Annotated in this window: 13 protein-coding genes; 7 read left to right on the top strand and 6 right to left on the bottom strand. The window is 60.5% G+C overall.

Going from position 1 to position 13140, the window contains the following annotated elements; all coding sequences use genetic code 11:
- Nucleotides 1–7 precede the first annotated feature (7 nt).
- Together garD and ACYZT5_RS19865 are read left to right on the top strand one after the other, a co-directional pair.
- Nucleotides 8–1561 carry a galactarate dehydratase gene (garD, locus tag ACYZT5_RS19870; RefSeq protein WP_462047052.1) on the top strand — a complete coding sequence of 518 codons (1554 nt, stop codon included), beginning with the start codon at nt 8–10 and terminating at the stop codon, nt 1559–1561.
- A gap of 167 nt (nt 1562–1728) precedes the next feature.
- Nucleotides 1729–2670 (top strand): AEC family transporter, encoded by a 942-nt coding sequence (locus tag ACYZT5_RS19865; RefSeq protein ID WP_462047051.1) that lies wholly within the window; start codon nt 1729–1731, stop codon nt 2668–2670.
- On the opposite strand, the gene ACYZT5_RS19860 is transcribed toward ACYZT5_RS19865, so the two are convergent.
- The 6 genes from ACYZT5_RS19860 to gatC form a co-directional block, all read right to left on the bottom strand.
- Nucleotides 2667–3047 carry a carboxymuconolactone decarboxylase family protein gene (locus ACYZT5_RS19860; RefSeq protein WP_149630540.1) on the bottom strand — a complete coding sequence of 127 codons (381 nt, stop codon included), beginning with the start codon at nt 3045–3047 and terminating at the stop codon, nt 2667–2669. The two genes, ACYZT5_RS19865 and ACYZT5_RS19860, sit on opposite strands and share 4 nt — an antisense overlap.
- The gene (locus tag ACYZT5_RS19855; RefSeq protein WP_462047050.1) at nt 3044–4105 is read right to left on the bottom strand and encodes a calcium/sodium antiporter; all 1062 of its coding nucleotides are present in this window, start codon (nt 4103–4105) and stop codon (nt 3044–3046) included. Before ACYZT5_RS19855 ends, ACYZT5_RS19860 begins: the two co-directional genes overlap by 4 nt.
- A 50-nt stretch (nt 4106–4155) precedes the next feature.
- A complete protein-coding gene (locus ACYZT5_RS19850) occupies nt 4156–4530 on the bottom strand; it encodes a septal ring lytic transglycosylase RlpA family protein (protein ID WP_462047049.1) in 375 nt (124 codons plus the stop codon).
- 128 nt (nt 4531–4658) lie between these two features.
- The gene (gene gatB, locus ACYZT5_RS19845) at nt 4659–6104 is read right to left on the bottom strand and encodes an Asp-tRNA(Asn)/Glu-tRNA(Gln) amidotransferase subunit GatB (RefSeq protein WP_462047048.1); all 1446 of its coding nucleotides are present in this window, start codon (nt 6102–6104) and stop codon (nt 4659–4661) included.
- Between the two features lie 10 nt (nt 6105–6114).
- Nucleotides 6115–7566 carry an Asp-tRNA(Asn)/Glu-tRNA(Gln) amidotransferase subunit GatA gene (gene gatA / locus ACYZT5_RS19840; protein WP_462047047.1) on the bottom strand — a complete coding sequence of 484 codons (1452 nt, stop codon included), beginning with the start codon at nt 7564–7566 and terminating at the stop codon, nt 6115–6117.
- A gap of 16 nt (nt 7567–7582) precedes the next feature.
- The gene (gatC, locus tag ACYZT5_RS19835) at nt 7583–7870 is read right to left on the bottom strand and encodes an Asp-tRNA(Asn)/Glu-tRNA(Gln) amidotransferase subunit GatC (RefSeq protein ID WP_007901429.1); all 288 of its coding nucleotides are present in this window, start codon (nt 7868–7870) and stop codon (nt 7583–7585) included.
- A gap of 210 nt (nt 7871–8080) precedes the next feature.
- On the opposite strand from gatC, the gene mreB reads away from it, so the two are divergent.
- The 5 genes from mreB to rng all read left to right on the top strand — a co-directional run bounded on the left by mreB (nt 8081) and on the right by rng (nt 13123).
- Nucleotides 8081–9118, top strand: a complete 1038-nt coding sequence (gene mreB / locus ACYZT5_RS19830) for a rod shape-determining protein MreB (RefSeq protein WP_002555108.1) — start codon at nt 8081–8083, stop codon at nt 9116–9118.
- 178 nt (nt 9119–9296) lie between these two features.
- Complete coding sequence (gene mreC, locus ACYZT5_RS19825) at nt 9297–10430, top strand: rod shape-determining protein MreC (protein ID WP_462047046.1); 1134 nt, start codon at nt 9297–9299, stop codon at nt 10428–10430.
- Nucleotides 10430–10921 (top strand): rod shape-determining protein MreD, encoded by a 492-nt coding sequence (gene mreD / locus ACYZT5_RS19820; RefSeq protein ID WP_008148886.1) that lies wholly within the window; start codon nt 10430–10432, stop codon nt 10919–10921. The genes mreC and mreD overlap by 1 nt, the downstream gene beginning before the upstream one ends.
- 90 nt (nt 10922–11011) lie before the next feature.
- Nucleotides 11012–11608, top strand: coding sequence for a Maf family protein (locus ACYZT5_RS19815; protein WP_462047045.1), 597 nt, complete (start codon nt 11012–11014; stop codon nt 11606–11608).
- Between the two features lie 57 nt (nt 11609–11665).
- Entirely contained in the window at nt 11666–13123 is a 1458-nt protein-coding gene (rng, locus tag ACYZT5_RS19810; RefSeq protein WP_462047044.1) for a ribonuclease G, read from the top strand.
- The last annotated feature ends 17 nt before the right edge of the window (nt 13124–13140 follow it).

The raw sequence follows: 13140 nt of genomic DNA, 5'->3' as shown, positions 1-13140 counted from the left end.
CGGCGTCATGCAGTTGATTGAACATTCCGACTCGCCGCGCTACATCCGCCTGCACGAGCGGGACAACGTAGTGATCGTGGTTAATGACCAAGGCGTGCCGGCCGGTACCGAATTTCCGGACGGCCTGGTCACCGTGGATTTCGTGCCACAGAGCCACAAGGTCACCCTGGAAGACATTCCCGAGGGCGGCCAGGTGATTCGTTACGGGCAGACCATCGGCTACGCGTTGCAGCCGATTCCGCGCGGCAGCTGGGTCAAGGAAGATCAACTGCGCATGCCCACCGCGCCACCGCTGGACAGCTTGCCGCTGTCCACCGAAGTGCCGGCGGCGCAGGCACCGCTGGAAGGCTTCACGTTCGAGGGTTATCACAACGCCGACGGCACCGTCGGCACGCGCAACATTTTGGGGATTACCACGACGGTTCAGTGCGTCACTGGCGTGCTCGATCATGCGGTCAAGCGCATCAAGGACGAGTTGCTGCCCAAGTACCCGAACGTCGATGATGTGGTCGCGCTGACCCACAGCTACGGCTGTGGAGTGGCGATTACCGCGACTGACGCGTACATCCCGATCCGTACCGTGCGCAACCTGGCGCGTAACCCGAACCTGGGTGGCGAAGCCTTGGTGATCAGCCTGGGCTGCGAGAAATTGCAGGCCGGGCAGGTGATGCACGAGAACGACAGTTCGGTGGATTTGAGCGATCCGTGGCTGTATCGCTTGCAGGATTCGAGTCACGGTTTCACCGAGATGATCGAACAGATCATGGCGCTGGCCGAGACCCGTTTGAAGAAGCTCGATCAGCGTCGCCGGGAAACGGTGCCGGCGTCCGAGCTGATTCTCGGCATGCAGTGCGGCGGCAGCGATGCGTTTTCCGGCATCACCGCCAACCCGGCGCTGGGCTATGCCTCGGACCTGTTGCTGCGGGCGGGCGCGACGGTGATGTTCTCCGAAGTCACCGAAGTGCGCGACGCGATTTACCTGCTGACGTCCCGTGCGGAAACTGAGGAAGTGGCTCAGGAGCTGGTGCGTGAAATGGACTGGTACGACCGTTACCTGGCCAAGGGCGAAGCAGATCGCAGCGCCAACACCACGCCGGGGAACAAGAAGGGCGGGTTGTCGAACATTGTCGAAAAGTCCCTGGGCTCGATCGTCAAATCCGGCAGTAGCGCGATCAACGGGGTGCTTGGCCCTGGCGAGCGTTTCAAGCGCAAAGGGCTGATCTTCTGTGCGACCCCGGCCAGTGACTTTGTCTGCGGGACGTTGCAATTGGCGGCGGGGATGAACCTGCATGTGTTCACCACCGGACGTGGCACGCCTTATGGGCTGGCGATGGCGCCGGTGGTGAAGGTGGCGACCAGGACCGAGCTGGCGCAGCGTTGGCCGGACCTGATCGACATCGATGCCGGGCGGATTGCGACCGGACGGGCCTCGATTGAAGACCTCGGCTGGGAGTTGTTTCACTACTACCTGGATGTGGCTAGCGGCAAAAAGCAGACGTGGTCGGAGAAGCACAAGCTGCATAACGACATCACCTTGTTCAACCCGGCACCTATCACGTAATGATCGTTCCCACGCTCCGCGTGGGAATGCAGCCCGGGACGCTCTGCGTCCCAAAGCGTGACGCGGAGCGTCACAAGAGGCATTCCCACGCGGAGCGTGGGAACGATCCGGGTGAAAGTGGCTTATCATTAGCCCCCTAACGACGCTCACCCAAGGTTACCCCCGGCATGCTGGCTATCTTCCTCGAAACCCTGAACATCACCGCGCCGGTGTTTGCCATGCTGTTTCTGGGTGTGCTGCTCAAGCGCATCGACTGGATCAACGACAACTTCATTCACACCGCGTCGGCCCTGGTGTTCAACGTCACCATGCCGGCGTTGCTGTTTCTGGGCATCCTGCATGCCGACCTGCATGCTGCGTTGCAACCGGCACTGCTGATCTATTTCTCGCTCGCCACCTTGGTGAGTTTCGCCATCGCCTGGGGCTGGGCGATCTGGAAGTGCCCGCGGGAAGACCGGGGGATTTACACCCAAGGCGCATTTCGCGGCAACAACGGGGTGATCGGCCTCGCACTGGCAGCGAGCATGTACGGCGACTACGGGATTTCCCTCGGGGCGATTCTTGCGGCGCTGGTGATCCTTTTTTACAACACGCTCTCGACCATTGTGCTGGCGGTTTACAGCCCGGTGATCAAGTCCGACCCTTGGAGCATCTGCAAAAGCGTGATGGTCAATCCGCTGATCATCAGCGTGTTTGTGGCGGCGCCGTTTGCCTACTTCAAGATCAGCTTGCCGGGATGGCTGGAGACGTCCGGCCAATATCTGGCGCAAACCACCCTGCCATTGGCGTTGATCTGTATCGGCGGCACGCTGTCGCTGGCGGCACTGCGCAAAAGCGGCAACATGGCGCTGAGCTCAAGCCTGGTGAAGATGATCGGCCTGCCGGTTCTGGCGACACTGGGTGCGTGGCTCTGGGGCTTTCGTGGTGCGGAGTTGGGGATTCTATTCCTGTACTTCGGCAGCCCGACCGCCGCAGCCAGTTTTGTCATGGCCCGTCAGGCCAATGGCAATCATGAGCTGGCGGCAGCGATCATCGTGATCACCACATTGATGGCCGCGGTCACCACCAACATCGGGATCTTCTTGTTGCAGTGGGGCGGGTGGATTTAGTCGGCTTTCTGGTAGCTGTCGATCACTTCCTGCGCCGCCCGAAACGCATCGATTGCCGCCGGTACACCGGCATACACCGCGCAATGCAGCAGCGCTTCACGAATCTCTTCCACGGTGCAGCCATTGTTCAGCGCACCACGCACGTGACCCTTCAATTCCTGCGGGCACTTCAACGCGGTCAGCGCGGCGAGGGTGATCAGGCTGCGGGTTTTCAATGGCAGGCCTTCGCGGTTCCAGACGCTGCCCCAGGCGTGCTCGTTGACGAAATCCTGCAGCGGTTGAGTGAACTCGGTGGCATTGCCCAGTGCGCGGTCGACGAAGGCGTCGCCCATCACTTGGCGGCGTACTTCAACGCCAGGCTTTTTATCATCGGTCATGGCAATTCACTCTTGTGGTGTTGGCGACGCCAGGCGCGCAGCGACGTGAACAGCAAAAACGCCACCAGCGCCGGCAGGGCAAAAAACAGCATCAGGTGTTCAAGCTTGCCGGCCAGCGGCATCCCGGTGGTGAACGACACCACGTGCAGACCGTAAGCCAGATACAAACCCAAAAACATCAGACCTTCGGCGCGGGTCACGCGGTAACCGGAATAGAACACCGGCAGGCACAACACCGCGACGCCGAGCATCACCGGCAAGTCGAAATCCAGGGCGTTGGGCGATACCGACAGCGACGACGGCGCGATCAACGCGGTGAAGCCCAGCACGCCCAAGAGGTTGAACAGGTTGCTGCCTATCACGTTGCCCACGGCGATGTCGCGCTGACCGCGCAAGGCGGCAATCAACGAGGTGGCCAGTTCCGGCAGGGAGGTACTGACCGCGACGATGGTCAGGCCGATGATGCGCTCCGACAGCCCGAGATCGGTCGCGACCGAAACCGCCGCGCCCAACAGCAAGTGCCCGGCGTAGACCAGCATCGCTAATCCGCTGGTGATCATCAGCAAACTGCTGAGCCACGGCGCTTGCGCGACTTCGTGGGTCGTCGATTGCGGACGGGCCGAGTGCCGCGACTGGCGCAGCAGCAGGCCCAGATACAGCGCCAGTGCCGCCAGCAACATCACGCCGTCGGTGCGGGTCAGTTCTTTGTTCCACGCCAAGACGAACACCAGCAGGCTGGCGCCGATCATCAGCGGAATATCCAGGCGCACCAGTTGCCGTGAAACCCGCAGCGGGATGACCAGCGCCGAGAGCCCGAGCGTGACGAGGATGTTGAAGATGCTACTGCCGATCACGCTGCCGACGGCGATGTCGGCGTTCTGCGCCAGGGTGGCTTGCAGGCTGACCGCCATCTGTGGAGCGCTGCTGCCGAGGGCGACGATGGTCAGGCCGATAATCAGCGGTCGTACATGCAGGCGCGCGGCGAGGCGCACGGCGCCACGCACCATCAACTCGGCACCGGCGATCAGCAGCAGCAAGCCGCTGAGCAATTCAATCACGCTGATCAGGGGTAAATCGGCAAGTCCGAAAATGGTCGGCGCTCCATCTGTCAGTCGTCGAGGGCTTGCACGCGAACCCGTGCGGTGCCACTGCCGAGCATGCCCAAACGCTGGGCCGCTTCGTGAGACACGTCGATCAGGCGTCCACGAGTGTGCGGCCCGCGATCGTTGATGCGCACTACACAGGATTTGTCGTTATTCAGATTGGTGACCTTCACCCGTGTGCCAAAGGGTAGCTGGCGGTGGGCGGCGGTCAGGGAATTCTTGTTGAAACGCTCGCCGCTGGCGGTGCGTTTGCCTTGGTGTTTGGCGCCGTAATAGGACGCCGTGCCGGTTTTGTCGTAGCCATGTGAATCGATGATATCGGTGCTGGCGCAACCGGCGAGTAAAGAAAGCAGGGCGCAGGCACTGAGCAGACGCTTCATTAGTTGACCCCATGATCGTTCCCACGCTCCGCGTGGGAATGCAGCCCGTGACGCTCCGCGTCACAAAAGCGGACGCAGAGCGTCCAGTGAGGCGTTCCCACGCGGGAGCGTGGGAACGATCACTGTGGTTAGCCTTCGAGCTTGCTTTTCAGCAGTTCGTTGACCTGTTGCGGGTTGGCCTTGCCTTTGGAGGCTTTCATGGCCTGGCCGACGAAGAAGCCGAACATCTTGCCGCGCTTGGCTTCGTCTGCCGCGCGGTATTGTTCAACTTGTTCGGCGTTGGCCGCGAGCATCTCGTCGAGCACCGCAGAGATCGCGCCTGTGTCGGTCACTTGCTTCAGGCCGCGCTTGTCGATGATCTCGTCCGCACTGCCTTCTCCGTTGGCCATCGCTTCAAAAACCACCTTGGCGATTTTGCCGGAGATGGTGTTGTCGGAGATGCGCAGCAGCATGCCGCCCAATTGCTCGGCCGAGACCGGCGACTGATCGATGTCCAGGCCCTGTTTGTTCAACAGGCTGCCCAATTCAACCATGACCCAGTTGGCCGCCAGCTTGGCGTCGCCGCCGATGCTCACGACTTTCTCGAAGTAATCGGCTTGCTCGCGGCTGGTGGCCAGGACGCTGGCGTCGTAGACCGACAGACCGAACTGCGCCTGGAAGCGCTCGCGTTTCTGCGGTGGCAATTCCGGCAGGGTGGCGCGCACGTCGTCGAGGAACGAGTCTTCGATAACCACCGGCAGCAGGTCCGGATCGGGGAAGTAACGATAGTCGTTGGCTTCCTCTTTGCTGCGCATCGGACGGGTTTCGTCCTTGTTCGGATCGTACAGGCGGGTTTGCTGGATCACCTTGCCGCCGTCTTCGATCAGTTCGATCTGACGCTGCACTTCGCTGTTGATCGCCTTCTCGATGAAGCGGAACGAGTTGACGTTCTTGATCTCGCAGCGCGTACCGAACTCAACCTGGCCTTTTGGACGGATCGACACGTTGCAATCGCAACGCAGCGAGCCTTCGGCCATGTTGCCGTCGCAGATGCCGAGGTAACGCACCAGCGCGTGGATCGTCTTGACGTAAGCCACGGCTTCCTTGGCGCTGCGCATGTCCGGCTCGGAAACGATTTCCAGCAGCGGCGTGCCAGCGCGGTTCAGATCGATGCCGGTGGCACCGGTGAACTCTTCGTGCAGGCTTTTACCGGCGTCTTCTTCCAGGTGCGCACGGGTGACGCCGACACGTTTGATCGTGCCGTCGTCCATGGCGATGTCCAGGTGACCCTTGCCAACGATCGGCAATTCCATCTGGCTGATCTGGTAGCCCTTCGGCAGGTCCGGGTAGAAATAGTTTTTGCGGGCGAACACGTTGTGCTGGCCGATCTCGGCATCAATCGCCAGACCGAACATCACCGCCATGCGCACCGCTTCCTGGTTCAGCACCGGCAATACGCCAGGCATACCGAGGTCAACCAGGCTGGCCTGGGTGTTCGGCTCGGAACCAAACGTGGTGGAACTACCGGAAAAGATTTTCGACCGGGTGGTGAGCTGGGTGTGAATCTCCAGCCCGATCACGACTTCCCATTGCATGTGTTTCTCCTCAGAAGCCGGTTGGGGTGCGGGTGTGCCAGTCAGTGTTTTGCTGATACTGATGGGCAACGTTCAACAGGCGACCTTCCTGGAAATACGGAGCTAGCAGTTGCACGCCGACCGGCAGACCATCGACGAAACCTGCGGGCATGGACAAGCCCGGCAGACCGGCGAGGTTGGCGGTGATGGTGTAGACGTCTTCCAGGTACGCAGCAACCGGGTCGCTGTTCTTGGCGCCGAGCTTCCAGGCCGGGTTCGGCGTGGTTGGGCCGAGGATGATGTCGACCTCATTAAAGGCTGCCATGAAGTCGTTCTTGATCAAGCGACGAATCTTCTGGGCCTTCAGGTAATAGGCATCGTAGTAACCGGCCGACAGCGCGTAGGCACCGACCATGATCCGGCGCTGCACTTCCGGGCCGAAACCTTCGCCACGGGAGCGCTTGTACAGGTCGATCAGGTTTTTCGGGTCTTCGCAGCGGTAGCCGAAACGCACGCCGTCGAAACGCGACAGGTTGGAAGAGGCTTCTGCCGGCGCGATCACGTAGTACGCAGGGATTGCGTGCTGCATGTTCGGCAGGCTGATTTCCTTGACCACGGCACCGAGCTTTTCCAGCTCCTTGACGCTGTTGTGAATCAGCTCGGCGATGCGCGGGTCGAGACCGGCGCTGAAGTATTCCTTCGGCACGCCGATGCGCAGGCCTTGCAGCGACCCATTGAGGCCGGCGCTGTAATCAGGCACGGGCTCGTCAATGCTGGTGGAATCCTGCGGGTCGAAACCGGCCATGCCTTGCAGCAGGATCGCGCAGTCTTCGGCAGTGCGGGCCAGAGGGCCGCCCTGATCGAGGCTGGAGGCGTAGGCGATCATGCCCCAGCGTGAAACGCGACCGTACGTCGGTTTCAGGCCGGTGAGGTTGGTCAGTGCGGCGGGCTGTCGGATCGAGCCGCCCGTGTCAGTGCCGGTGGCCGCAGGCAGCAGGCGCGCGGCGACCGCAGCCGCCGAACCGCCGGACGAACCGCCGGGTACGTGTTCCAGGTTCCACGGGTTTTTCACCGGGCCGTAGTAGCTCGACTCGTTGGCCGAACCCATGGCGAATTCGTCCATGTTGGTCTTGCCCAGGGTCACGGTCCCGGCAGCGGCCAGCTTGGCAACGACAGTGGCGTCGTACGGTGCTTTAAAATTGTCGAGCATCTTCGAACCGCAGCTGGTGCGGATGCCCTGAGTGCAGAACAGGTCTTTGTGCGCGATCGGCGCGCCGAGCAGGGCGCCGCTCTCACCCTTCGCGCGGCGTGCGTCAGCGGCTTTCGCCTGCTGGAGCGCCAGGTCTTCGGTGAGGCTGATGAAACTGTTGAGCTGCGGATCGAGCTGGGCGATACGCGCCAGCAGGGTTTTGGTCAGCTCTTCGGAAGAAAACTTTTTATCGGCGAGTCCGCGGGCGATCTCGGCCAGAGTCAATTGATGCATTGCAGGCTCTTTCCCTTTAGTCGATGACTTTCGGAACCAGGTACAGGCCGTTTTCGACCGCTGGTGCGATGGACTGATAGGCCTCGCGATGATTGGTCTCGGTCACGACGTCTGCACGCAGGCGCTGGCTGGCTTCCAGTGGGTGGGCGAGCGGCTCGATACCGTCGGTATTGACCGCCTGCATTTCGTCGACCAGCCCAAGAATGCTGTTCAGGGCCGAAGTAATATGTGGAAGATCGGCATCATTAAGGCCCAGACAGGCCAGATGAGCGATTTTTTCCACGTCGGAGCGTTCAAGCGCCATGGGAATCTCCAGTGGAAAACAGAACGGACGGCGTCCGTGTGTTAGATTGTCGGAACACTACCGCATTTCTACGGTCATAAGGCCGCGATTGTGGGGGTTGGTGCACAGAAAAGCGGCCAATTTAACATATTGGCGCCTTGCCCAAAATCCCTGTCGTTGTTAGAGTTTGCCGCACTTTTTTACCCACGCGTTGCCTAGGGTCCCTTTCCCATGTTCAAGAAACTGCGTGGCATGTTTTCCAGCGATCTTTCCATTGACCTGGGCACTGCCAACACCCTTATTTACGTGCGCGAGCGCGGTATCGTCCTGAATGAGCCCTCGGTTGTGGCTATTCGGACACACGGTAACCAGAAAAGTGTCGTTGCTGTCGGCACCGAGGCCAAGCGCATGCTCGGCCGTACGCCGGGCAACATTGCTGCCATTCGTCCGATGAAGGACGGCGTGATTGCCGACTTCAGCGTTTGCGAAAAGATGCTGCAGTACTTTATCAACAAGGTTCACGAAAACAGCTTCCTGCAGCCTAGCCCTCGTGTGTTGATCTGCGTTCCTTGCAAATCCACCCAGGTTGAACGTCGTGCCATCCGTGAGTCGGCCCTTGGTGCCGGTGCCCGTGAAGTGTTCCTGATCGAAGAGCCAATGGCGGCTGCGATCGGTGCCGGCCTGCCGGTTGAAGAAGCTCGCGGCTCGATGGTTGTCGATATTGGTGGTGGTACCACTGAAATCGCACTGATCTCCCTGAACGGTGTGGTTTACGCCGAATCGGTACGGGTTGGCGGCGACCGCTTCGACGAAGCGATCATCACTTACGTGCGTCGCAACTACGGCAGCCTGATCGGCGAATCCACTGCCGAGCGCATCAAGCAGGAAATCGGTACGGCCTACCCGGGCGGCGAAGTTCGCGAAGTCGACGTTCGTGGCCGTAACCTGGCCGAAGGCGTTCCACGCGCATTCACCCTGAACTCCAATGAAGTGCTGGAAGCTCTGCAAGAGTCCCTGGCCACCATCGTTCAGGCTGTGAAAAGTGCGCTAGAGCAATCGCCTCCGGAACTGGCTTCCGATATCGCCGAGCGTGGTCTGGTACTGACCGGTGGTGGCGCCTTGCTGCGTGACCTCGACAAGTTGCTGGCGCAGGAAACCGGTCTGCCGGTGATCGTTGCCGAAGACCCGCTGACCTGCGTTGCTCGCGGCGGTGGCCGTGCATTGGAAATGATGGATAAACACACCATGGACCTGCTGTCGAGCGAGTGATTTCGCCGGTCGCATCTATGCTGTTGGCGCGCAGGCAGCACTTTGCAGTGCTGCCTGTTGGCGTTTATCTTCTGTCAGTCTGCATCCAGGCCGGTTTGATGCCGTATGAATAAAGAGAACATTTGCCTGGGAGGAGCGGCTTATTAAACCGCTTTTCACCAAAGGGCCTTCACTGGGCGTGCGCTTGTTGGTGCTGGTCGTGCTATCGGTCGCGCTGATGGTGGTCGATGCCCGCTTCACACTGCTCAAGCCGGTGCGTAGCCAAATGTCGCTGGTGCTGATGCAGTCCTACTGGATCACCGACCTGCCGCAGAGGCTATGGCAGGGTGTGGCCAGCCAATTTGGCAGCCGAACCGAGCTCGTCGCCGAAAACGAAAAACTCAAAACCGAAAACCTGCTGTTACAGGGCCGCATGCAAAAGCTTGCCGCCCTCACCGAGCAGAACGTTCGGCTGCGCGAGTTGCTCAACTCCTCCGCACTGGTCAACGAGAAGGTCGAAGTGGCCGAGTTGATCGGCATGGACCCCAATCCCTTTACCCATCGCATCATCATCAATAAAGGTGAGCGTGACGGTGTGGTCCTTGGTCAGCCGGTGCTCGATGCTCGCGGCCTGATGGGCCAGGTGGTCGAGTTGATGCCGTACACCTCTCGTGTGCTGCTGCTGACCGACACCACTCACAGTATTCCGGTGCAGGTGAACCGCAACGGTCTGCGTGCTATTGCCAGCGGCACCGGCAACCCGGAACGCCTGGAGCTGCGTCACGTGGCCGATACCGCCGACATTAAGGAAGGCGATCTGCTGGTCAGCTCCGGTTTGGGCCAACGGTTCCCGGCGGGTTACCCGGTGGCGACGGTCAAGGAAGTGATTCACGATTCCGGTCAGCCGTTCGCCATTGTGCGTGCCGTGCCGACCGCCGCATTGAACCGCAGCCGTTACCTGCTGCTGGTGTTCACCGACGGCCGCACAGCCGAAGAGCGCGCCAACGAAGCCGCCCAGGCTCAAGAGGCTCTGGACCAGCACGGTGGTGGGCCAATCATTCCAGCGACCGTGCCAAAACCTGCCATCGTCCCGGCTGCTGTTGCTGCACCTGCGACTCCGGCTGCGACTCCGGTTGCACCGCCGACTGCCCCGGCCGCCGCAACCCCGGCCAAACCTGCGGCAACTCATCCTGCTGCAGCGAAGCCTGCCGCCAGTAAGCCGCCCGCGACGCAACCTGCTGCCGCTAAACCGCCGGCCACGCAACCTGCTGCCGTGAAGCCTGCTGCCAAACCGCCTGTTTCTGCGCCGGCTACCACTGGGGGACGAGAATAATGGTTGGTGCTACTGCCTCCCGAAACGGCTGGATGGTCTGGCTGACGTTCGCCATAGGCATGCTGCTCAGCGTTTCGCCGCTGCCGCAATTCATGGAAATCCTGCGTCCGCTGTGGCTAGCCCTGTTGTTGGCGTTCTGGGCGTTGGCCATGCCGCAGAAAGTCGGGATGGTCACCGCGTGGTGCCTGGGCCTGGCCGAAGACGTGCTCTATGGCACGCTGCTGGGCCAGAACGCGTTAATCCTGACGCTGATCACGTATCTGGTGCTGGCGCTGCAACAACGCCTGCGCATGTTCCCGATGTGGCAACAGAGCCTGGTGATCCTGGTGATCTTCGGCCTCGCGCAGCTTGTTCAATTATGGCTCAGCGCTCTGACCGGCAATCGTCAGCCGACGCTGGCGCTGGTCTTGCCGGCACTGGTCAGTGCATTGCTGTGGCCGTGGATCAGCTACGGTTTGCGTGGTTTGCGTCGACGCTACAAAATCAATTAATTCGGTCAGGCATGTGCTCGCACCGGTGCCCTGTCTCGACAAAAAGGAACAGTATTTGTGAGACAGGGCACCAGGCAGGGAGATGTCTTGATGAAACAGCTGTACCTCGCCTCAGGCTCGCCGCGTCGGCGTGAACTGCTCACGCAGATCGGCGTGCCGTTCTGCGCCATCAGCGCGGACATCGATGAAACCCCTTTAAAAGATGAATCCCCGTCGGCCTATGTCGAGCGCCTGGCGCGCGGCAAAGCTGAAGCCGGGCGCGGGACTGTCGTGTCCGACGCAGATTTTTGCGTGCTGGGCGCCGATACCGCCGTGGTGCTGCACGGGAAAATTCTCGGCAAACCGGTTGATGAAGCGCAAGCGTGCGCCATGCTTATGATGTTGTCCGGGTGCGAACATGAAGTCCTGACGGCGATTGCGGTGCTCGATGGTGAGCGTTGCGAGTCTCGGGTCGTGCGCAGCCTGGTGCGTTTTCGCAACATCAGTCGTGATGAAGCGGTGGCCTACTGGGCCAGCGGCGAGCCGCAGGACAAGGCCGGCGGCTATGGCATTCAAGGGCTCGGCGCCGTGTTTGTCGCCGGCCTCAATGGCAGTTACTCGGCGGTGGTCGGGTTGCCGCTGTGCGAAACCGCTGAGCTGCTCGGCCATTTCGGCATACCCTGTTGGCAAACCCTTAACGCGCGTTGAGCGTCGTACTGACAAGATGCGGCCATTATCGTGAACATGCCTGAACGAGACCCTGCCATGAGTGAAGAGATCCTGATCAACATCACGCCGATGGAATCGCGCGTGGCGGTGGTTGAAAACGGTGTCCTGCAAGAGGTCCACGTCGAGCGCACGCAAAAACGCGGGATCGTCGGCAACATCTATAAAGGTAAGGTCGTACGGGTATTGCCGGGCATGCAGGCGGCCTTCGTCGACATTGGTCTGGACCGCGCTGCGTTCATTCATGCCTCGGAAATTTCCCTGCGTGAAGGCCCTGCGGTGGAGAGCATCAGCGCTCTGGTTCACGAAGGCCAGAGCCTGGTGGTGCAAGTCACCAAGGACCCGATCGGTTCCAAAGGTGCACGCCTGACGACTCAGCTGTCGATTCCGTCGCGTTATCTGGTGTACATGCCGCGCACTGCGCACGTCGGCATTTCGTTGAAGATCGAAGACGAAGCCGAGCGCGATCGACTCAAGCAAGTGGTCACCGATTGCGTGGCCCAAGAAGGCATCAAAGAGGCCGGAGGCTTCATCCTGCGTACCGCCGCCGAAGGTGCCGGCGCCGATGAAATCCTCATGGACATCCGCTACCTGCGCCGTCTTTGGGATCAGATCAACGAGCAGATCAAAACCATCAGCGCACCCAGTGTGATCTACGAAGATCTCGGCCTGGCGCTGCGCACCTTGCGTGACCTGGTGAGCCCGAAGATCGAGAAGATCCGGATCGACTCCCGGGAAACCTTCCAGAAAACCACCCAGTTCGTCGCCGAGCTGATGCCGGAAATCGCCGATCGTCTTGAGCATTACCCTGGCGAACGGCCGATCTTCGACCTGTACGGCGTCGAAGACGAGATCCAGAAAGCGCTGGAACGCAAAGTCCCGCTGAAGTCCGGCGGTTATCTGGTGGTCGATCCGGCGGAAGCCATGAGCACCATCGATGTCAACACCGGGGCATTCGTTGGTCATCGCAACCTCGAAGAAACCATTTTCAAGACCAACCTCGAAGCGGCAACCGCCATCGCTCGTCAGCTGCGCCTGCGCAACCTGGGCGGGATCATCATCATCGATTTCATCGACATGGAAGATGAAGAGCATCAGCGTCAGGTGCTGCGCACACTCGAGAAGCAACTGGAGCGCGATCACGCCAAGACCAACATCATCGGCATCACCGAGTTGGGCCTGGTGCAGATGACTCGCAAGCGCACCCGCGAAAGTCTCGAACAAGTGCTGTGCGAACCGTGCAGCAGCTGTCAGGGTCGCGGCAAGCTCAAGACGCCAGAAACCGTTTGCTACGAGATTTTCCGCGAAATCCTCCGAGAGGCTCGCGCCTATCAGGCGGAAGGCTATCGTGTATTGGCAAATCAGAAAGTGGTCGACCGTTTGCTCGATGAAGAATCGGGCAATGTCGCCGAGCTCGAAGGTTTTATCGGGCGCACCATTCGGTTCCAGGTGGAAACCATGTATTCCCAGGAACAATACGACGTGGTGCTGCTCTGAATCGCTGTGCTTCAACC

This window comes from Pseudomonas sp. LB3P14 (assembly GCF_054898045.1).
The sequence above is the reverse complement of the archived record's forward strand: the minus strand, read 5'-3'. Positions and strand labels throughout refer to the sequence as shown.

Excerpts from the sequence above, each read along its gene's own strand:
- garD (WP_462047052.1), top strand. The coding sequence starts at position 8 with ATGCAGTTGATTGAACATTCCGACTCGCCGCGCTACATCCGCCTGCAC.
- ACYZT5_RS19865 (WP_462047051.1), top strand. The coding sequence starts at position 1,729 with ATGCTGGCTATCTTCCTCGAAACCCTGAACATCACCGCGCCGGTGTTT.
- ACYZT5_RS19860 (WP_149630540.1), bottom strand. The coding sequence starts at position 3,047 with ATGACCGATGATAAAAAGCCTGGCGTTGAAGTACGCCGCCAAGTGATG.
- ACYZT5_RS19850 (WP_462047049.1), bottom strand. The coding sequence starts at position 4,530 with ATGAAGCGTCTGCTCAGTGCCTGCGCCCTGCTTTCTTTACTCGCCGGT.
- gatB (WP_462047048.1), bottom strand. The coding sequence starts at position 6,104 with ATGCAATGGGAAGTCGTGATCGGGCTGGAGATTCACACCCAGCTCACC.
- gatA (WP_462047047.1), bottom strand. The coding sequence starts at position 7,566 with ATGCATCAATTGACTCTGGCCGAGATCGCCCGCGGACTCGCCGATAAA.
- gatC (WP_007901429.1), bottom strand. The coding sequence starts at position 7,870 with ATGGCGCTTGAACGCTCCGACGTGGAAAAAATCGCTCATCTGGCCTGT.
- mreB (WP_002555108.1), top strand. The coding sequence starts at position 8,081 with ATGTTCAAGAAACTGCGTGGCATGTTTTCCAGCGATCTTTCCATTGAC.
- mreD (WP_008148886.1), top strand. The coding sequence starts at position 10,430 with ATGGTTGGTGCTACTGCCTCCCGAAACGGCTGGATGGTCTGGCTGACG.
- ACYZT5_RS19815 (WP_462047045.1), top strand. The coding sequence starts at position 11,012 with ATGAAACAGCTGTACCTCGCCTCAGGCTCGCCGCGTCGGCGTGAACTG.
- rng (WP_462047044.1), top strand. The coding sequence starts at position 11,666 with ATGAGTGAAGAGATCCTGATCAACATCACGCCGATGGAATCGCGCGTG.